The following is a 20,288-nucleotide window of genomic DNA, read 5'->3' as shown; positions in this document are numbered from 1 at the left end:
CTGGCTAGCTGGCAGCCGTAGCCCCGATTTTTCCCGAGAACTCCACCCGGTCAACCTATCGGCCGGTCGGCCTTGCCTGTGCGCGTCCGGCCCGAATTGCTGCTTCGGCTTCTCGGAATCCACAATCTCTTCCTGTCCATCTGATCTGTGGGCTGGTGCTGCCGGGGCGCGGGCTACTGGCCGCAACGTTGCTACTCCCCGACCCGGGCAGCCAGCGCAAAAGCTACCGGAGTATGATGTATGAATGTTTTTTCATTTGTTTGTTGTTGTTGTTGTTGTTGTTGTTGTTGTTGTGCTATTAAGTCTCCTGAATATGAATCGTAAAAACCTCCTGCAGTGGTTGCCACTGGCCCTGTTTGCTCTCGTCCTGTTCACCCCGCTGCGCACAACAGTGCTGGGGGGGCTGCAGCGCGGGCTGTTGGCTACGGGCCTTTGGAATGCCAATGCGCCGACCCCGCTGGCGGCTCCCCAGCCCCACCCGCCCGTGGTGCCGGCGGGTGGGGCGGCCTACCCGCACAATCTGCCCCTGCGCACGCTCGATGGCAGACAGGTTAACCTAAGCGACCTGAAAGGCAAAGCGGTGTTTGTGAACCTGTGGGCCAGCTGGTGCCCGCCCTGCGTGGCCGAAATGCCCGGTATTCATGCGCTGTACAAGAAAATGGACCCCCAAAAAGTGGCCTTCGTGATGATTTCGCTGGACGAGAACCCAGCCAAGGCCCAGGCCATGCTCAAGCGCCAGGGCTTTACCTTCCCGGTGTATTTCCCCACGGGCCCGCTGGCCCCGCCTTTCAACTCAAACTCCATTCCTTCCACCGTAATTCTGGGCCCCAACGGGGAGGTAGCGGCCCGCCACGATGGCATGGCGGAGTACGATACGCCCCAGTTCAAGGCGGCACTCGAAAACCTGGTTCGCTGAATTTAACTCACCGATGGATTTTCGGTAAAGCCCTGGCTTGATTAAGTCAGGGCTTTTGATTTACCCCGGCAACAGGTCATGCAATGCCGTAGCCCAATAGTGGGTTTGCTTATGATGAGGCGCCAAAACGCTGCCAAAGGAGTGTAGCAGAAAGCGCGGGGCACAACCATTCCGAGTTATGGTGCTAACGGCTTCACTTTTGGCGGGCCCGCCCAGAATGCAGCGCCCCATGCTTTTCGGTGCGCTCCGTGTAACTTGGTAAACGCTGAAGTAGCAAACCTGCTGCTACCCGCCTGGTCGGTACCAGCGGCAGCCACTCCAAAAATCACCCCCCAAACATGAGCCATACCTTTATCCGCAACGGATTTATCGCCTCCGGGCTGGTAAATATCCTGGCTGTGCTGCTCTTGTCGCGCGGCTTTACGAATACAGTCATTCCCGAAACCGATCCGGTGGTTATGTCCAATTTCGGCTTGCTGATGATTGCCGTGTGGGGGCTGGTTTTTCTGGCGGTTGCCCCCCGCTACTGGCACGTGAAGTGGGTGGTGGGCGCTTTTGTGGTCGAAAAGTTGATTTACGCGGTGGTCTGGTTTCGTTGGATTACGACCCACGAGGTGGCCGCCGTGTACGCCCGGGACTTATTTGCCGGCGTTTTTTATTCGGTTTACGGCCTCAACGACTTTCTCTTTTTCCTCTTCTTTACGGCGGTGTTTTACCAGCTCCACACCCGGGGCACAAAGCCCCTTAGCAGTGAATTGGGTTAATTCTCAGTGGTCGATAGACAGCGGCTGATATGCACTATGAAGTCTATTGGCCCTGCACCGAAGTGACGGGCCCCGCAGGGCCTGGCTGTTATCCGGTCTAAACTTGTGCGAAATGACAAGGTTATGTTCCCGGTTTTCGGTAGCAGTTGCTCCTTAGGAGACCTGCTGCAAGCACCCGGTAATAACGCTCAAACAATAGATAGAAAACTGATGAAATCCACCTTCCTGCTCACGGCCACGCTGGCTGCTTTCGCTGTTCAGACACAGGCTCAAACCACCACCACGGCGCCTACACTGCGGGCACCCGCCGATCAGATTGCCACCAAAAAAGGCCCACTCACGGTGCAGCCCATCACGCACGGTAGCGTGGTATTTACCTGGAACGGCAAAACCATTTACGTGGACCCCTACGGCGGTGCGGAAGCTTATGCCGGACTGGCCGCGCCCGATGTTATCCTGATCACCGACATTCACGGCGACCACCTCGACCCGAAGACGCTGGCGAGCCTCTCCGTTGGCAAGGCCCTGATGGTGGTACCGAAGGCGGTGGCCGATAAGCTGCCGGCCGAGTACCAAGCGCAGGTGCGGATTTTGGGCAACAGACAGCAGCTCGACACGCTGGGCATGAAGGTTTCGGCCATTGCCATGTACAACCTGCCCGAAGCGGCTGACGCCATGCACACCAAAGGCCGCGGAAACGGCTACGTGCTGAACCTGGGTGGCAAAAACGTTTACCTGTCCGGCGACACCGAAGACATTGCGGAGATGCGTGCCCTTAAGGGTATTGATGTGGCGTTTGTGTGCATGAATCTGCCCTACACCATGGATGTGAACCAGGCCGCGCAGGGCGTATTGGCCTTTAAGCCGGGCATTGTGTACCCCTACCACTACCGTGGTCAGAGTGGCCTGAGCGACGTAGATGCCTTTAAGAAAAGCGTGAATATAGCCAACAAGAAGATTGAGGTTCGGCTGCGCAACTGGTATCCGGCGGCTAAGTAAGCTACCTTAAACAGGTAAGCCGATGCGAACCGGTTACGGCTGTTGCCGGTGCCCCCCAACCAGCTGCTGAAGAAGTACCTGGAGCGCATGATCCGGCTGGCCGGCCTGATCAGGTCCGCCAGCCGGGCTGGTGGAGTATCGGTAACGGAAATTTATCAGGCGACTGGCCAAGCGGTTCCGACTTGCTTTTGGCTCCGGCCCGGTCCGCTCGCCTGGCGGCCGTGCCCAAGACTACAATGAGGTAAAGTAGCGCGTCGGCGAAGGCCGCCGGCGACTGTACTTTACCTCATTTAGCAAATGCTTACCCAAAAAATTGCGGTTCATCGGCTCAACTCCCAGGAGCGCCAAACCCTCAGCCAGCAGATGTATCCGCTGCAGGCGCAACTCTTTACCGGCGTTGACAGCGAAGCCTTCCGCCGCTACGTGGTGGATTCAAGCGCCTGGCGCACATGGATTTATCTGCAGCGTTCGGAGCAGGGCGAACTAGTGGGCTACCTGGCCCTACATACGTTCCGGCGAGTAATCCACGGCAAGCGCCGCCAAATCTTTCGCATGGAAACCGGCAAGCTGCCCGCTTTTCGGGGCCGGGACCTGACTATACTGCGGGCGCTGGGCCGCATGCTGCTTCATAACCTCTCCGGGCTGCGCTACGAAAGTTTCTTCTTCGCTTCCATGGTGTACCCGGCGTCCTATGCTATGGCAGCCAAGTATGCGCCGCGGATCTGGCCCACGCTACGGCAACCCACACCGGCCGACAAGCAGGCGCTAATTTTCGAACTGGCCGCCAGTTTCCACCTGGAGCCCGTCAGCCCCGAGGCGCCATACGTGCGGCACGTCGGCTGGATCACGCGGGAAAGCGGGAAACAACCCCGGTGGAGTAGGGTTGTTAATCCCCATGCGGTGTATTTCATCGAGGAAAACCCCACCTTTACTCAGGGCCACGGCCTACTAACGCTTATGCCGGCCTCCTTGGTCGATATTTGCCGGGCCGTAGCACGCCTGCTCATCGGCCGCAGCAAGCTACTACGGCCTCGCCGCTAGGGCCCCCTCCTACTTCCTCGCTGCTGTTTCCTGCTTTTTCATGCTGTGCTTTGAAAACCCTGCCGGCCGTATTCTGCTCCATTCCACGTTTGTTCGGGTGGTCTGGAATATCGGTGAGCGCCAGGATGCCTGCGTGATGGAGCTGATGGACCGCTTACTGGCTATTGGCCGGCAGCACAACCTGAGCCGCCTGCTGGTAGACCAGGGCCTGATGGACTCCTGCTCCGTGGAGGTGGAAGTCTGGTTTAAGTACGACTGGCTGACGCGGGCCCGCCTGCAGTTCGATTTCGGGGCGGCCGCAATTCTGAGCGGCCGTAATATACTCGTGCGCATGGCCACCCTCGGGATGCTACGGCACCTGCTGGGCTGGACCGGCACCTTCCAGATTCGGGTTTTTGCCAGCGGGCAAACGCAGGAAGCAATAGAATGGCTCAGCCAACCATCCCCCCGGGCATAACACCCGGGGGGATGCTGCGGGCCGCACAAGGCAAAGAAAGCCGCATTATAGCCAAAAATACCGCCGGCTTCGGAGCTGTTCATCCAGATAGAGTGGTAATCAGCAACAACCGAACGTCTGATCCGAATCTTTTGCAGAGAAGACTCCTACGCGGCCCTACCAATGGCTAACAGCCTACAGCCCGGCCAGCTGACTCAGGAGGACGAGGACACCCAGGGCCAGGTAAATACCGAAGCGCTGGAGCTGCTGTTTGGGTCGATGATGTACACACATGCCTGCTTAACACCGGCGCGCTGCTTTCTGGTTCGCTGGGCGGCTTAGGCTACCATGCCCAGCAGCAGAAACAGCAGGAAGCCCACGAAAAAGGCTAGCGTCATGAGCGGGGTTTCGGGGCCTTCGTGGGCCTCCGTAAGCAGCTCTTCGGTTACCAGAAACAGCAGCGCCGCCAACCCAAACGACAGCACGATTTCGAGCACCGCGCCGGTGGCTCCTTGTAGCACCGTAAGGCCCACGCCGGCCCCGGCCAGCAGCAGCAGCGACAGGCCCGCCACAATACCCACGGCCCGGCTACGGCCGTGCCCGTCGCGGCGTAGCTCCACGGCCGTAGCCAGGCCCAGCGACAGCAACTCGATGGTGAGAGCCACGGCCAGCAGCGTGCCCTCCTTCGCCCCGGCCGCAAAACCAATACCCAGCAGCAGCCCGTCAATCAGAATATCAATACCCACGGCCAGCAAAAGCCCCCAGGGCAGCGCCGGTGCGGCGGCCGCCAGCAGCGCCCCGGCTGATGCCGGGCCGGCCGGCGCCGTGCTGCCCGCCGGCCCGGCATCAGCCGGCTGCTCCAGGCGGCCGGTGAGGTAGCGCAGGCCCAGCATCACGGCCACGCCCAACCCAAAACCCAGCGCCACCTGATAGGGCGCGCGGCGCGCCACAATGTCGGGCAGCAGCTCCACGGCCACCACCGAAAACACCACGCCGGCCGCGAAGTGCAGGATGCTGCCCCGCAGCCGCGGCCCCGGCGTCCGCCACATGGCCAGCCCCGCGCCCAGCACCATCACAACGGCCGGCAGCAGGGCGAAACCCACCAGCGTCGGCCAGCCCGGCGAGGTGGTGGGCGCGCCGCCGGGCAGGGCCGCCAGCAGCAGCGAGTAGTCGGGCGGCAGTAGCAGCAGCTTACTCATCGGGCTGGTTGAAATCCATGCGCTGAATCCGCACTGCGTTCAGGATAGCCAGCAGCGCCACGCCCACATCGGCGAAAACGGCCTCCCACATGGTGGCCAGCCCGCCTGCGCCCAGTGCCAGCACCACACCCTTCACAATAAAGGCCAGCCAGATATTCTGCCACACTACCGAGTGGGTGGCGCGGGCAATGCGGCGGGCGGTGGCAATTTTGCTCGGGTGGTCGGTCTGGATAACTACGTCGGCCGTTTCAATAGTAGCGTCGGAGCCCAGGCCGCCCATGGCAATGCCCACATCGGCCAGGGCCACCACCGGGGCGTCGTTCACGCCGTCGCCCACGAAGGCCAGCTTGCGGCCTTCGTCCAGGTACTGCTGCACGTAGCGGGCCTTGTCTTCGGGCAGCAGGCCGCCGTGGGCCTCGGTAATGCCCAGCTCGGCGGCCACTCGCTGCACAATGCTGTCTTTGTCGCCCGAGAGCATGACGAGCTTGCTGATGCCGTCGGCCCGCAGCTCGCGCACGGCCTGGGCGGCATCGGCTTTGGGCGCATCGGCCACGGTAAGGTGGCCGGCGTACTGGCCGTCCACGGCCACCACCACCAGGCTGTCCACGACCTCATCTACCTCGGCCGGATAAGGCACCTCGAACTTGCGCAGCAGCCTGGTGTTGCCGGCCAGCACAGTGCGGCCATCTACCTGACCGCGCAGGCCATGGCCGGCAATTTCCTCCACGCTTTCCACCGCCGCCGTATCAGCCTCGGCCGGCCTGGCGTGCTGCACCACCGCCTTGGCAATGGGGTGGGTTGATTTGGTTTCGAGCGCGCCCACCAGCCGCAGCAGTTCGGCCTGGTGGGTGCCGGGCGCGGCCACTACTTCGCGCACGGCAAATATGCCCTCGGTGAGCGTGCCGGTTTTGTCCATCACCACGGTATCAATCTCGCGCAGCACATCCAAAAAGTTGGAGCCCTTGAACAGGATGCCGTTTTTAGACGCCGCCCCAATACCGCCGAAGTAGCCCAGCGGAATACTGATGACCAGCGCGCAGGGGCAGGAAATGACCAGAAATACCAGCGCCCGGTACAGCCAGTCTCGGAACACATAATCATCGACCACAAGAAACGGCACCAGCACCAGCAGCACGGCCAGCGCCACCACAATGGGCGTATAGATGCGGGCAAAGCGAGTGATGAACTGCTGGGTTTTGGCCTTGCGCCCCACCGCGTCCTGCACCATGGCCAGGATGCGGCTCAGCTTGGTATCGGCGAAGGCGGCCGTTACGCTGACCTGCACCAGCGTTTCGAGGTTGATCATGCCGGCCAGCACCATTTCACCCGCCTGCTTGGTCTGGGGGGCCGATTCGCCGGTGAGGGCGGCCGTGTTGAACGAGGCCGGGCCGGCCAGCAGCGTGCCATCGAGGGCAACTTTCTCGCCCGGGCGCACCTCCATCTGGTCGCCGAGCTGCACTTCTTGGGGGTCGATAACCAGCGGGCGGCCGTCGCGCACCACGGTTACCTCGGTAGCCTGAATTTCGAGCAAAGCCCGGATGCTGCGCTTGGCCCGGTTCACGGCCGCATCCTGAAACAGCTCGCCCACGGTGTAGAACAGCATCACGGCCACACCCTCGGGATACTCGCCGATGGCGAAGGCCCCGACCGTGGCCAGGCTCATCAGTAGAAACTCGTTGAACACGTTGCCCGTCGGCAGGCTGAGCGCGGCCGCCCGCAGCACCTTCCAGCCCACCAGCAGAAACGCCACCCCGTACCACAACGGCCGCACCAGCCCCACAAAAAACGGCACATCGAAGTAATCCAGCGCAATACCGGCCAGCAGCAGCCCCAAACTCACGCCGGGCCACAGGTAGGGCCGCTCCCCGGCCGGACCGTGGCCGTGCCCATCGTCGGGGCCGTCGTGCGAGTGGCCGGCGTGCTTGGCGACCGATTCGCCCTGGTGGTCAGCCGTATCGGTGGGCGCGTGATCCTGGCCGCGCGGGGCGGTGGCGGCGGCGGGCGTGAGCTGCTCGCGGCTGAGCGCCCCCACATTGGCCAGGTTTACCTGCTTGGCGGTATGGAGGTTTTCGTGGAGGTTGTCGGAATGCGGGTCGGGCATTGGGCGGGGGTAGGAAGGCGAATGGCTGGTCAGCGACTATCAAAACGGCCAACCGCCCTTGGGGTTACCCTGGCCAGCCGCCTTGGCCGCCGCCTGCCCCTACGCGGGCCGGGCTTCGAAGCCGGCCTCTTCCACCAAAGCCACCACCTGCTCAGCCGAAAGGTCACCACTGACGGTCAGCACTTTATTCGAATTCCCGGTATCCACCTGCCAGCTACTGATGGCCTTTTCGCCGTTGAGCACGGGGGTGATGGCGCGCACGCAGTTGGCGCAGTTGATGGTAGTGTTGAAACGAAGCGTGTTCATAATGGAAGCAGTTGAATACGAAACCCACCGGGAAAACCGGCTGGTAGTTTCCGCAAAAATACGATCTTAAAAGGCAGGCGGCAGTACAGAATTGCCTCGCAAACCACGCAAACCCCGGCCCCGGCTTTGGGCCTGTGCAGGCGTAGAAACGTAACATCATGCGGCTCTACGCCAACTCAGCCGCTGCTTCTACCCACACGGGCACGGCCGAGAGGGCGGCGTTGCCGGTCAGGGCATCGAGGCGGGTTTCGTCGGTGAGGTCGTTGAGGCTGGCTCCGGGGTGGGCGCGGGCCACGGCCAGCCGGGTGCCGGGGCGTTGGTGGCCGTAGCCGTGGGGCAGGCTGGCCACGCCCGGCATCAGGGCCGCGGTAATTTCAACGGGCACCGCTACCTCCCCCACCCGGCTGCGGACGCGCACCAGCTGGCCCTCCACCAGGCCCCGGGCGGTGGCATCGAGGGGGTGCAGCTGCAGGGTGCAGCGGTTGCGGCCCTTTATCAGGCGGGGCAGGTTGTGCATCCAGGAGTTGTTGGAGCGCAGCTCGCGCCGCCCGATGAGCAGCAGCTGGTTGGGGGCGGCGGGCGGGCCGGCGGCCAGCACCTGCCGGACCCGGGCAAGATCGGCCAGAAATAGCGGGGCCGCCAGGTTGATGCGCTGGTTTGCGGTGCGCAGCGCGGCCGGTAGCCGGGCCTGCAACGGGCCCAGGTCAACGCCGTGGGGGTTCTCGCGCAGCACATCGAGGCTTAAACCGCCGCGTTCGGGCCGGCCATAGGGGCCGTAGCGCAGGCCCAAGTCGATTTTGGCGGCGGGGTCTTCGGGCGGGCCGGCCGTGGCGGGGTCGTAGGCGGGGCCGGCTTCGAGGCGCTGGCGCAGGCCCTCAAAAATCTGCCAGTCGTAGCGGGCCTCGGGGTCCTTCTCAAACAACGGCTCGGCGTAGCGGCTGGTGTTGCGGATGGCCAGGGCGTGGAACGAGACATCGTAGTGGGCCGTTTCGAGGCCCGTGGCGGGCGGCAGAATGTAGTGGGCGTGGCGGGTGGTTTCGTTGCGGTAGATATCGAGGCTCACCATGAACTCCAGCCCGGCCAGCGCGGTATCGAGCTGGCGGCCGTTGGGCGTGCTCAGCACCGGATTGCCGCAGCTCGTTACCAGGGCCCGCAGCTGGCCTTCGCCGGGCGTCAGCATTTCCTCGGCCAGCGCTGCCACCGGCAGCTCGCCCATAAACTCGGCCAGGCCCCGCACCCGGCTCCGGTAGCGGTTGTGGCGGGTGTAGGGGCCGGGCTTGCCCAGCACGTCGAGGGCGGGCGTGGCCAGCATGTAGCCGCCCGGCTCGTCGAGGTGGCCCGTAAGCAGGTTGAGCGCGTTTATCAGCCACAAGCACAGCCCCCCGAACTCCTGGGTGGAAACGCCCAGCCGGCCGTACACCACGCCCCGCTCAGCCGCGGCCAGCGCCCGCGCCAGCTGCCGGATGGCGGCCGGCGCCAAGCCCGTCACGGCGGCCACGCTTTCGGGCGTGAACCCGACCACGGCCGCCCCCAGCTCGGCTAGGCCGTCGGTAAACGCGCCCACCCGGCCGGGGTTCACCAGGTTTTCGGCGTAGAGGACTTGCGCCATTGCCAGCAGCAGAAACACGTCGGTACCGGGCCGGATGAAGTGGTGCTCGTCGGCGCGGGCGGCAGTTTCGGTGCGGCGCGGATCCACCACGATTACCCGTCCGCCCCGCTCCTGAATGGCTCGCAGCCGTTTCGCCACGTCGGGGGCACTCATCAGGCTGCCGTTTGATACGAGCGGGTTGCCGCCCAGAATCAGCCAGAAATCGGTGTGGTCGAGGTCGGGCACGGGCAGCAGCAGCGGATGGCCGTAGAGTTGCCAGGCGGCAAAATGGTGGGGCAGCTGATCGACGGAAGAAGCCGAAAATAGGCTGCGCGAGCCCAGGGCCCGCAGAAAGCCGGGCGCCGCCAACTGGGTGCCCGAGTTGTGCACGCTGGGGTTGCCCGCGTACCAGGCCACGGCGTGGGCACCGTGGCGGGCCTGCACCCGGCGCAGGCCGGCGGCCACCTCATCGAGGGCCTGCTCCCAGCCGATTTCCTCCCAGCCCCCGGCCGCCGTGCGCCGCTGGGGCCGCCGCAGCCGGTCGGGGTCTTCGTACACATCCTGCAAACCCAGGGCTTTGGGGCAGATGTGACCCCGGCTGAAGGGGTCCTGCGCGTCGCCGGCAATACGCAGCACCCGGCCGTTTTCATGCTCAATTTCGAGGCCGCAGATGGCTTCGCAGAGGTTGCAGGCGCGGTAGTGGAGCTGGGGGGGCATGGGCGGCGGGCAGTTGGGGGTACGGTGGCCCAAGATAGCCTCCGTTTCGGAAGTTGCCAACGCCGCCGGCCGTACCTTTGTGCTGCCGGCCGGACCGTTACACTGCCCGTAAAGTGGCCCGCGCAGCAGGGGCCGTATGAACGGCCGGATTTACCCGCCGCACTTCTCTTCCATGATCCGCAAAACCCTGCTCAACTGGCTGCCGCTGGCAGTTTTCGGCCTGATCCTCTGCACCGCCCTGCGGCCCGCAGTGCTCGGCGCAGCCCGTCGCCCGGCCACGCCGGCTGGGGTCCTGGGCCCCGTGGCGGCAGCGGGTAGCCTGCAGCTGGTAACGGCCGACGGGCGGCCGCTCGACCTGAACCGGTTCCGGGGCAAGGCCGTGCTGGTGAACCTGTGGGCCAGCTGGTGCGCGCCCTGCCGGGCCGAAATGCCCGGTATGGAGGCCCTGGCCGCGCGGATAGATACCAGCAAAGTGGCTTTCGTGCTGATTTCGCTGGATAAAAACCCGGCCAAGGCCTTGCGGTTCGTACAGCGCCAGAACCTGCGGCTGCCGGTGTACTTCCCGGCCGCGCCCCTGCCCCCACCCTTCAACTCGCCCATCATCCCGACGACCATTATCCTGAGCCCCGACGGCTACGTGGCGGCCCGCTACGAAGGCCTGGTCGATTACGACACCCCCCAATTCCGGCAGGCGCTGGAGCGGCTGGCGGCGCGGCAGTAGCGCGTGCTCGCGCGGCCGGCCCGGCTTTCAGGGCGCGGCGGGGCCGGAGCAGCTGTTGTGCATCCAGCTCACAATCAAAAACTTACTACTCCCGACTTTATTAACGTAGTGGATGACCGGGTCTGCATTGGGATCATATCGGCAGGAGACCTACCTTTCCTAATGCTTCGTTTCATCCTGTGGTTTTTTGCGGCGGCGAGCCTGCTGCTGCTGCTGCCGGGAGCGGCGCGGGCCCAAAGCCCCCAGAGCCGGCCCCTGCAGCTGGCCCTGGCCCGCACCACCACCGATACGGCCCGGGTGCTGCTACTGGCCGATCTGGCCGCCACGTACCGCTACTCGCGCTTCGACTCGGTGAGCTACTACGCCCACCAGGGCCTGCGCCTGGCCCGGCGCATCGGCTATGTGCAGGGCGAGGGGCGCTGCCTGTCGCGGCTGGCCATTCTGCCTGGCGAGCGGGGCAACCTGCCCCAGGCCCTGCGCCTGAACCTGGCCGCCCTGCGCCTCAACGAGGAAAGCCAGGACCTGGAAGCGACGGCCCGCACGCTCAACCAGACCGGGCTGCTGTACTTCGCCCTCGACGACTACCGCCCGGCGCTACGGTATTCGTTCCGGGCGCTGCGCCTCTACCAGCAGGCCGGCACCACCGACACCTCGCAGCTCATCAGTGTAATTGCCAACCTGGGCGCTAACTATGAGGGCCTGCGCCGCTACGATTCGGCCGCCTTCTACCTCAACCAGGCCTGGCAGCTGACCAGCCACCACCGCCCCCGCGCCTGGAGCTGCTGGGGCAACCCCGCTCCCTACGTACTGCGCGAGCTGGGTTTGCTGCAGCTGGTGCAGGGCCAGCCGCGGGCCGCCCTGAAATACTACCGGCGCAGCGCCCGGGCCGCCGAGCCCGAAAATGACCAGCGCAGCGCCAGCCGGGCCTACCAGTACCTGGCCGAGCTGTACGCCCGGCAGGGCCAGTCCGACTCCAGCATCTGGTACGCCCGGCACGCCCTGTACCTGGCCGCCAACCTGCCCTACGTGGTGGGCGTGGTGCGCAACAGCGCCCTGCTGATGGAGGCCTACGAAGCCCGCCAGCGGCCCGACAGCGCCCTGTATTATACCCATGTGCTGCTGGCGGCTCAGGACAGCCTTTTCAACCCGCGCCGCATCAAGCAGCTCGACCTTATTGCCTTCAATGAGCACACCCGGTTGCTGGAGCTGGAGGCTGAGCGCGCCAAGCTGCTGGCCCGCGTGCGCACCGCCGCGCTGCTGATGGGGGCCGCGCTGCTGCTGCTGGCCCTGCTGCTGCTGTGGCGGCGCAACCGCCAGCAGCGGCACGCCAACCACAGCCTTGGGGTGCTGCACGAGCAGCTCGGCCAGCAGGCCCGCGAGCTGACCACCCAGCGCGACGACCTGGTGCAGACGCTGAAAGAGCTGAAAATAACCCAGGGCCAGCTGGTACTGCGCGAGAAAATGGCCTCCCTGGGCGAGCTGATGGCCGGCGTAGCCCACGAAATTCAGCGCCCCGTGAGCCTGCTGCGGCGCTATGCGGCGGCCAGCACGGAGATTTGCAACGAGATGCGCCACCACATCGGCCAGCTGCAGTTGCCCCTGCACCAGCAGGAACTGGCCGACAAGCTGCTCGATACCATGCACCAGAACCAGACCCACATTGTGCAGTATGGGCAGCGGGCCGACTCGGTGGTGCGCGGCATGCTGGAGTACTCGCAGGGCGGCGGCGGGGCCCGGCAGTCCACCGACCTCAACGCGCTGGCCGAGGAATTCCTGCGGCTGGTGTACCACGATTTGCGGGCCAAGAACCGCTACTTCAGCGCGGCCCTGCTGCTGCGCCCTGACCCCACGCTGGAACGCGTGATGGTGGTACGCCAGGATGTGGGGCGGGCGCTGGTGGGCGTGTTTAGTGCCGCCCTACAGGCCGTGGCCCAGCGCCAGCGCCAGCCTGACGAAGACTACGTGCCCCAGGTGGAACTGACCACCCGCCGCACGGCGGCCAGCGTCGAAATCCGGGTACGCGACAACGGCGAGGGCCTGCCGCCCGAAATGCTACTCACCGTATTTCAGCGCTTCCCGGCCGGCGCCGAAACCGGCCTGAGCCTGGCCCTGAGCCACGACCTGATTACCCGCGGCCACGGCGGCACGCTCAGCGTCAGTAGCCAGCCTGGCCGCGGCACCGAATACTGCATTGTGCTACCGCTACCCTCTGCTTGAGCAGTTAGCTGCATCAACGAGAGCGAACTGCTCAAGCAGAGGAAAGGCCGTTGAGCAGAAACTCGCGGAGGCGTTCAACGTGGTGCTTAAGTTCGATGATGCGTTCGAGCTGGAACTCATTGCCGGCGGTAGCGGAGCCCGCCCGGTTGGCTAGGTTGAGGAGCAGGTTTTTGCGTTCTTCCATCATGCGCAGGGCCACCCACAGCGTTTCTTCCAGGCCCTGGCGCGAGTTGTCGAGCAGCGTGCCCAGGGTGTATGCGTGGCCCGTGTGGCAGCGGAAACGCGTTACGTTGCCTTCGTTGAGTTGCCAGAGGTTGCCCCCGCAGCCGGGGCAGGTAAGCGGGGCGAGGGTGCCGAGTTGAGCCGCCTGTTCGGTGGTGCCCACTATTCTTTCCGCAATGGCGGCCTCCAGCTTAATGTCTTCGGGAATGAGCCCAACCGGACGCGGCGGTTGACTGACGAGGCGGGTCAGCAGGCCGCCCATTTCGGCCAGCGAGGCTACGTAATCGACCTCGACGTTGCTCAGGGCGCTTTCGGGCATGCTCGGAAACTCGGCCTCCAGCGGGTCCTGCACCACGGCCTGCCCCCCTGCCCGCTTAATTTGCTCCAGCCCGGCCGTGCCATCGTGGAGCAGGCCGGTGAGCACAACGCCCACTACCGCCGTCCCATGGTGGGCCGCCGCCGAGCGGAACAGCGCATCAACGGCGGGGCGAAAGTTGTTTTCGCGCGGCCCCTTAGTTACCAGTAGGTGCCCGTCGCGGATGAGCAGGTGCCGGTCGGGGGGAGCCAGGTAGAGGTGGCCGGCTTCGAGGGGCTGGTCAGTGGTCGCCAGCGAGCAGCGCAGGCCCGTGACGGCCGCCAGCCGCTCTACCAAGTGCGGGCCCGAGGAGGTAGCGGCCAGATGCTGCACCACCAGCACGGCCGCCGACAGCCCGGCCGGCAGCTGGCCGGCCAGCCGTACCAGGGCCGGCATACCGCCTGCCGAAGCACCAATAACAATCAGATAAGCAGGGTTTTCCGAAGCCATATCAACTACTAAAACAAGACAAAATAAGGCGGGTGCAGGCTGGTACGCCGGTTTTTGCATACGTATTCCCCGGTCTGCTTTGTTATGGTGGCGCTTGCCAACGGCGGCTGGTTGCGCGATTCAGAATCCGGCATTCAAGCTCCTTGCTTCGACAATTCCTCCAGCGCCTGCTTAGCTTTGAGTAACGCCGGCGCATTCATCCTTGCCGGCCCCCATCTGCCCCATGCCCGATTTCAACCCTGCTACCTACACCGAAGACCGTGAAAACCAGGACCCGGCCGGCCCCATCGGCGTGGAGGCGGTGCCCGTGGAGCAACGCGTGAGCCCCAGCCAGCTGCGCGTGGCCCAGCGCCAGGAAAACGCGGCCGATAAGTTTCCGATTGTGGGACTGGGCGGCTCGGCCGGGGCGCTGCAGGCCTTCGAGGAGTTCTTCCGGCAGCTGCCCGCCCGCCCCGGCATGGCCTTCGTGGTGGTCATGCACCTGGTGCCCGACCAGCCGGGCGAGCTGCCGGCCGTACTCCAGCGCTTCACCGCTATGCCCGTAGTCGAAGCCGCCGACGGCCTGAAAGTGCAGCCCAACCACGTGTACGTGATTCCGCCCGGCCGCGACCTGGGTATGCTGCACGGCACGCTGCTGCTGTTTCAGCCCACCCAGGCCCGGGGCCACCGCCTGCCCATCGACTTTTTCTTCCAGAGCCTGGCCAAGGATGCGCGCGAGCGGGCCATTTGCATTATCTGCTCGGGCATGGGCTCGGATGGGACCGTGGGGTTGAAAATGGTGATGGAAAACTTTGGGATGGTGATGGTACAGAGCCCCGAAACGGCCGAGTACGACTCGATGCCCCACTCGGCCGTGGCCACCGAATTTGTCGATTACGTGCTGCCCGCCGGCCAGCTGCCGGCCAAGCTGGTCGAGTACCTGCACAAGCCCCTGCTGGCCCGCCCCCGCCGCGAAACGGCCGAATCGGCCTCGCAGCCGGCCCACGCCCTGCAGAAAATATTCGTCCTGATTCGGGCCCAGACCGGCCACGATTTCAGCTTTTACAAGCGTAATACCGTGTTCCGGCGCATCGAGCGGCGCATGAATGCCCACCAGATTCCGGAGTTTACCCAGTACGTGCGCTACCTGCAGGAAAACCCGGCCGAGGTGGAAGCCCTGTTTCGGGAGCTGCTGATTGGGGTAACCAAGTTTTTTCGCGACCCCGACGCCTTCCAGGCCCTGCAGCGGCAGTTGCCGGCGCTGCTGCGCCAAAAGCCCACCGACAGCGTAGTGCGGGTCTGGACGCCGGGCTGCTCGACCGGCGAGGAGGCCTACTCGCTGGCCATGCTGCTACTCGAAGGCCTCGATTCCGTCGACCCGGGGCGCTACCTCAAAATTCAGCTATTCGCCACCGACATCAACCCGGCGGCCGTCGACTTTGCCCGCGCCGGCCTGTACCCGGCCAACATTACGGCCGACGTGAGCCCGGAGCGGCTGCAGCGCTTTTTTGTGCGCCAACCCGACGGCAGCTACCAGATAACCAAGGAAGTGCGCGACGTGGTGATTTTCGCCGTGCATAACCTGACCAAGGATGCGCCCTTCACCAAGCTCGATTTGCTGTGCTGCCGCAACCTGCTGATTTACCTGTCGGCCGAGCTGCAGAAAAACCTGCTGCCCGTTTTTCACTACGCCCTCAACCCCAGCGCGCTGCTGTTTCTGGGCCCCAGCGAAAACCTGACCGGCTACCGGGACCTGTTTACTGCGCTCGATATGAAGTGGAAGATTTCGCGGCGCAACGACTCCTCGCCGTCCATTACCCAGGTGGTTAACTTCCCCTTTGCCCTCTCCCACCACCCGGCCGCAGCGGCGGGCCCTGCTACTCCTATGGCCTCCTCCTCCTCCCACAAAAGCGGCCCTTTCACGGCTTTGGTGCAGAAAACGCTGTTACGCACCTACGCGCCCCCGGCCGTAGTCATCAATACCAAGGGCGAAATCCTGTACGTGAACGGGCGCACCGGCCGCTACCTCGAACCGGCCCCCGGCCTGGGCGGGCTCAACCTGTTCGAAATGGCCCGCGAAGAGCTCAACTACGAGCTGAGCGCCGCCGTGCACAAGGCCAGCGCCAGCCAGCAGACTGTGGTAGTCGAGCGGGTGCAGGTGCAAACGGAGGCCGGCTACCAGTTGCTGCGCCTCACGGTACACTACCTGCAGCAGCCCGAGCAGCTGGCCGGCCTGCTGCTGGTAGCCTTCGAAGACCAGCCCACGCCCCGCAAGGTGCGCACGGCCAAGGCCCGCCCCGCCGACGAGAGCCGCGACGCGGTGGTGGAGGTGCTCGGCAAGGAGCTGCAGTTCACCAAGCACCGCCTCCAGACTACCATTGAGGAGATGGAAAGCAGCCTCGAAGAGCTGAAAAGCACCAACGAGGAGCTGCAAAGCGCCAACGAGGAGCTGCAAAGTACCAACGAGGAGGCCATGACCAACAAGGAGGAAATGCAGAGCCTCAACGAGGAGCTGATGACGCTGAATATGCAGTACCTGAGCAAGACCGAGGAGCTGAGCCAGGCCGCCAACGACATGAAGAACCTGCTCGACGCCACGGAAATTGCCACCGTGTTTCTCGACAACGACATGTTAATTAAGCGCTTTACGCCCAGCATGAGCCGCATTATGCACCTACAGCCCGCCGATGTGGGCCGGCCCATCAACCATTTCGCCAGCACCCTGCGCTACGATACGCTGGAGCAGGACGTGCGCCAGGTAATTGACCGGCTGACCAGCGTGGAGGCCACCGTGGAAACCACGGCCAATGAGTGGTTCTCGATGCGCATTCTGCCCTACCGCACCCTCGACAACTACATCAGCGGGGCCGTGCTCACGTTTACCGATGTCTCGGACCTCAAGCACCTGGAAACCCGCCTGCGCGAAAGCACCCGCTACGCCGAAAGCATCATCGAAACCATGCAGGAGCCGCTGCTGATACTCGATGCCCAGCTGCTTATCCAGACCGCCAGCCAGACGCTGGCCCGGCAGTTTCAGCTCGATGTGGCCCGGCTACGAAACCAGCCCCTGGCCTCCCTCGGCCCTCCCGAGTGGAACCACACCGCCCTGCGCGAGCAGCTGCAAGCCCTGTTCGACGGCTCGGGCGAGTCGTTCGACAACCTGCACCTGACCGGCCCCCAGGGCCGCCCCATCCGCGCCTTCGCCCGCCGCCTGCTCAGCGCCGGCCAAGCCACCGGCCTCGTGCTGCTGGGCCTGGAGGTTAGTGATTAGTGAATAGTGAATAGCGCGATGGGCAGGAGCATTTTAAGGGACAAATCGTTCACTTTCGCGGTGCGGGTGGTGCGGGTTTTTCAGCACTTGCAGGGAGCAAGAAAGGAATTCGTTCTCAGCAAACAGTTGTTGCGGAGCGGTACGGCAATCGGGGCCCTAATTCGGGAAGCAGAGTACGCCGAGAGCAAAAAAGATTTCATTCATAAATTGTCTGTTGCCCAAAAGGAGGCCAACGAAACGGTTTACTGGCTCGACTTGCTGCTAGCCACTGATTATCTGACAACCGATGAATCATCCAGCTTACACCAGGACGTTCTGGAATTGTTGAAAATGCTTACCAGCTCCATAAAAACCGCTAAAAACGACTTATCCACTAATCACTAACCGTTAATCACTAATCACTACCAAAATGGCTGATTTCGATGAGCGGCAGCCGGCTTCGGCGGCGGCGGGCGAGGCCTTGCGCGAGCTGCGGGCCCGGGCCGAGCGGCGGCGGCTGGTAACGCAAAGTCCACCGCCCGAAACGCCGGCCGAGATGCAGCGGCTGGTGCAGGAGCTGCAGGTGCACCAGATTGAGCTGGAAATGCAGTACGAGGAGCTGCTGCTGGCCCAGGCCGAAGCCGAGGCCAGCCGCGTGCAATACCTCGACCTCTACGAATTTGCGCCCGTTGGCTACTGCACGCTCGATGCCACCGGCACGCTGCGCCAGCTGAACCTGCGTACGGCCCAGCTGCTGGGGCTGGTGCGCCAGCAGCTGCAGGGCCGCCGGCTGGCGCTGTTTGTCGAGCTCCGGCAGCGGGCCGAGTTTGCCGGCTTCCTGAACCGGGTGCTGACTGCCGACCCCACCGACAGTACCCGCCACGCTATTACGCTGGCCCTGGTGCGCCCCGATGGACGGCCCCTGGAGCTGCGCCTCGAAGCCACCTGCGCCCACGATGCCGCCACCAACCAGCCCCTGGCACGCCTGGCCCTGCTAGACGTGACGGAGCAGCAGCAGGCCACCCGGGCGCTGGCCGAGAGCGAGCAGCGCCTGCGCCAGGCCCTCGACGCGGCCGCCATGGGCGTGGTAAGCTGGGATTTCGCCACCGACCAGTGGCAGGCCGACGCCCGCGCCCAGGCCATCTGGGGGCTGCCCTACGCCGCCGCTCCGCGCCCCGCCGACGTAGTGGCCGCCCACCTGCACCCCGCCGACCAGGCCCGGTTCCGGCAGCTGGCCGCGCCGGCCGCCGCGCCCCCGGCAGGCGTCGAGGTAGAACTACGCCGGCCCGACGCGCAGCGGCCCGACCGCTACGTAAGCCTGACGGGCCATGTGCTGGCGCCCGAGCCAGCCCACCCGCAGGGCCGGCTGCTGGGGCTGGTGCGCGACCGGACCCTGCACCACCGCACCGCGCAGGAGCTCAGCTATAAAACCCAGCTGCTGGAGCGCATTCTGGGCCACCTGCCGGTGCTGCTGGGCCGCCTCGACGCCGAGGGCCGCTACCGCGAGCTGGTGGGCGCGGGCCTGCGCCGCCTGCACCTGGCCGATAACGAGTTGGTGGGCCAGTCCATCTTCGACTGCTTCCCCTCAATTAACGAGCACAGCCGCCGCCTGCTGGCCGGCGAGTCAATTAATTTTATGGGCTCGACGGACCTCAACGGCGAGCGGATGTACTACCAGACCTACGGCTTTTTCGATGCCGAACGCAACGAGGTCATTATGTTTGCCCTCGACGTAACCGAGCGCGAGCAGCAGCGCACCGAAACCACCCGCCTGCAGCTGCGCCAGCAGCAGCTGGTGCTGTCGGCCATTCTCACCACCCAGGAAGAGGAGCGCCGCCGCATTGCCGAGGCCCTGCACAACGGCGTGGGCCAGCTGCTCTACGCCACCCGCCTGCACCTCACCCAACTGCCCGACTCCGAAACGTTGCGCGCCGGCCAGCAGCTGCTGCAGGAAGCCATCCGGGCCACCCGCAACATCTCGTTCGAGCTCACGCCGCGCATTCTGGAAGATTTTGGCCTGCCCACCGCCCTGCGCGAGTTGGCCGACCGCGTGCCCGTGAGCCTGCTGCACCTCGATTTGCGCCTGCAGGGCCTGGAAGATGGGACCGAACCCCTGCCCCCACCCGTGCAGATGGCGGCCTACCGCATCGTGCAGGAATTGCTCAGCAACGTGATGAAGCACGCCCAGGCCCGCCAGGTGACGCTGGCCGTGACCCGGCAGCAGCAGCAGTTGTGCATCCACATCACCGACGACGGCGTGGGCTTCGTGCCCGCCCCCACTCCGGCCAGCGGCGGTATTGGTTTGGCTGGCATTCGCAACCGCGTAGAGTTGCTGGGCGGTACGCTGGCTATTAGCTCCCAGCCCGGGCAGGGCACTACCATCAGCATCGCCCTGCTCCTGCCCCCGGACCCAGACTCGGCCGCCAGCTAAGCCCGCCACCCGGGCAGAAATGAGGGTGGGTGTATTTACAGGGCGGAGTTCGTTTTCTTCCCGAACAGGCCCCCTTGCAGCTGCTCGTAGAACAGCGTGGCGGCCGCTTCGAGCAGGGGCTGGTCGGTGGTGCGCTCCTGGCAGCGCTGCATGTCGTAGTGGCACAGCGTACCGAAGGGCTGGCCCTGGGCATCACGTATCAGCACCCCGCAGTAGGAAACCACAGCCGTATCGATGAGGCCCCGGACGCGGGCATCGGTGGTGGCGTCGATGATTTCCAGCGGGGCCTGCTGCTGGCCTACCAACGAGCAGTACGTCACGGCCATGGGCGCATCACCCCCCTGCTCCAGGGCGGGCTGGAGGCGGTCGAACAGGGCCTCGTTGCGCAACATCTCGCCATCGAACCGAAATACTCCAGTGTAGCGGTGTGGCGTGCGACGGTTGAGATACTGTAGGGCTGCGTGCAAGCCCTGCTGCTGCATTACACGCCTAAACTCGCTGATTTCGTCGGGCATGGCTGGTTATGAGGAAACGTTATCGTGGACAAAGGTACGGTTTACCTCCTTTCGACGGCCGAAGCCGTACTACGCTCGTAT

At 64.5% G+C, this 20,288-nt stretch carries 17 protein-coding genes; 11 read left to right on the top strand and 6 right to left on the bottom strand.

The features are described from left to right. Positions 1–313 precede the first annotated feature (313 nt). From BLW21_RS16530 to BLW21_RS21590, 6 genes are all read left to right on the top strand, one after another. The gene (locus BLW21_RS16530; protein WP_245711932.1) at positions 314–916 is read left to right on the top strand and encodes a TlpA family protein disulfide reductase; all 603 of its coding nucleotides are present in this window, start codon (positions 314–316) and stop codon (positions 914–916) included. Between the two features lie 338 nt (positions 917–1,254). After that, complete coding sequence (locus tag BLW21_RS16525) at positions 1,255–1,680, top strand: hypothetical protein (protein ID WP_092742060.1); 426 nt, start codon at positions 1,255–1,257, stop codon at positions 1,678–1,680. Positions 1,681–1,890: 210 nt separating this feature from the next. Further along, entirely contained in the window at positions 1,891–2,679 is a 789-nt protein-coding gene (locus BLW21_RS16520) for an MBL fold metallo-hydrolase (protein ID WP_092742059.1), read from the top strand. 297 nt (positions 2,680–2,976) lie between these two features. After that, positions 2,977–3,720: a hypothetical protein gene (locus tag BLW21_RS16515; protein WP_092742058.1), complete on the top strand. Its 744-nt coding sequence runs from the start codon at positions 2,977–2,979 to the stop codon at positions 3,718–3,720. Between the two features lie 40 nt (positions 3,721–3,760). After that, the gene (locus tag BLW21_RS16510) at positions 3,761–4,177 is read left to right on the top strand and encodes a SpoIIAA family protein (protein WP_092742056.1); all 417 of its coding nucleotides are present in this window, start codon (positions 3,761–3,763) and stop codon (positions 4,175–4,177) included. A gap of 162 nt (positions 4,178–4,339) precedes the next feature. Then, positions 4,340–4,498: a hypothetical protein gene (locus BLW21_RS21590; RefSeq protein ID WP_175471013.1), complete on the top strand. Its 159-nt coding sequence runs from the start codon at positions 4,340–4,342 to the stop codon at positions 4,496–4,498. Here the strand turns inward: BLW21_RS21590 and BLW21_RS16505 are convergent. From BLW21_RS16505 to BLW21_RS16490, 4 genes are all read right to left on the bottom strand, one after another. Continuing rightward, positions 4,495–5,355, bottom strand: a complete 861-nt coding sequence (locus BLW21_RS16505; protein ID WP_245711931.1) for a ZIP family metal transporter — start codon at positions 5,353–5,355, stop codon at positions 4,495–4,497. The two genes, BLW21_RS21590 and BLW21_RS16505, sit on opposite strands and share 4 nt — an antisense overlap. Beyond that, positions 5,348–7,456 (bottom strand): heavy metal translocating P-type ATPase, encoded by a 2,109-nt coding sequence (locus tag BLW21_RS16500; protein WP_092742054.1) that lies wholly within the window; start codon positions 7,454–7,456, stop codon positions 5,348–5,350. The genes BLW21_RS16505 and BLW21_RS16500 overlap by 8 nt, the downstream gene beginning before the upstream one ends. Positions 7,457–7,555: 99 nt before the next feature. Next, the gene (locus BLW21_RS16495; RefSeq protein WP_092742052.1) at positions 7,556–7,762 is read right to left on the bottom strand and encodes a heavy-metal-associated domain-containing protein; all 207 of its coding nucleotides are present in this window, start codon (positions 7,760–7,762) and stop codon (positions 7,556–7,558) included. Positions 7,763–7,928: 166 nt separating this feature from the next. Further along, complete coding sequence (locus BLW21_RS16490; RefSeq protein ID WP_092742050.1) at positions 7,929–10,067, bottom strand: molybdopterin-dependent oxidoreductase; 2,139 nt, start codon at positions 10,065–10,067, stop codon at positions 7,929–7,931. Positions 10,068–10,239: 172 nt separating this feature from the next. Between BLW21_RS16490 and BLW21_RS16485 the strand changes: the two genes are divergently transcribed. Further along, positions 10,240–10,788 carry a TlpA family protein disulfide reductase gene (locus BLW21_RS16485; RefSeq protein ID WP_092742048.1) on the top strand — a complete coding sequence of 183 codons (549 nt, stop codon included), beginning with the start codon at positions 10,240–10,242 and terminating at the stop codon, positions 10,786–10,788. Between the two features lie 162 nt (positions 10,789–10,950). Then, positions 10,951–13,005, top strand: a complete 2,055-nt coding sequence (locus BLW21_RS16480) for a tetratricopeptide repeat-containing sensor histidine kinase (RefSeq protein ID WP_092742046.1) — start codon at positions 10,951–10,953, stop codon at positions 13,003–13,005. A gap of 31 nt (positions 13,006–13,036) precedes the next feature. Here BLW21_RS16480 and BLW21_RS16475 read toward each other — a convergent pair whose 3' ends face one another. Continuing rightward, entirely contained in the window at positions 13,037–14,032 is a 996-nt protein-coding gene (locus tag BLW21_RS16475) for a chemotaxis protein CheB (RefSeq protein ID WP_175471012.1), read from the bottom strand. Between the two features lie 223 nt (positions 14,033–14,255). On the opposite strand from BLW21_RS16475, the gene BLW21_RS16470 reads away from it, so the two are divergent. Genes BLW21_RS16470 through BLW21_RS16460 form a run of 3 tightly spaced genes read left to right on the top strand, consistent with a single transcriptional unit; the run spans position 14,256 to position 19,692 of the window. Next, positions 14,256–17,282, top strand: coding sequence for a CheR family methyltransferase (locus BLW21_RS16470; RefSeq protein WP_092742042.1), 3,027 nt, complete (start codon positions 14,256–14,258; stop codon positions 17,280–17,282). Positions 17,283–17,300: 18 nt separating this feature from the next. Further along, on the top strand, positions 17,301–17,666 hold the full coding sequence (locus BLW21_RS16465; RefSeq protein ID WP_092742139.1) for a four helix bundle protein: 366 nt from the start codon (positions 17,301–17,303) through the stop codon (positions 17,664–17,666). A gap of 25 nt (positions 17,667–17,691) precedes the next feature. Further along, positions 17,692–19,692: an ATP-binding protein gene (locus BLW21_RS16460; protein ID WP_092742040.1), complete on the top strand. Its 2,001-nt coding sequence runs from the start codon at positions 17,692–17,694 to the stop codon at positions 19,690–19,692. 35 nt (positions 19,693–19,727) lie between these two features. Here the strand turns inward: BLW21_RS16460 and BLW21_RS16455 are convergent, their stop codons facing one another. Beyond that, entirely contained in the window at positions 19,728–20,207 is a 480-nt protein-coding gene (locus tag BLW21_RS16455) for a hypothetical protein (protein WP_092742038.1), read from the bottom strand. Positions 20,208–20,288 lie beyond the last annotated feature (81 nt).

It is taken from the genome of Hymenobacter psychrophilus, from assembly GCF_900107135.1.
Lineage (GTDB): Bacteria > Bacteroidota > Bacteroidia > Cytophagales > Hymenobacteraceae > Hymenobacter > Hymenobacter psychrophilus.
The sequence above is the reverse complement of the archived record's forward strand: the minus strand, read 5'-3'. Positions and strand labels throughout refer to the sequence as shown.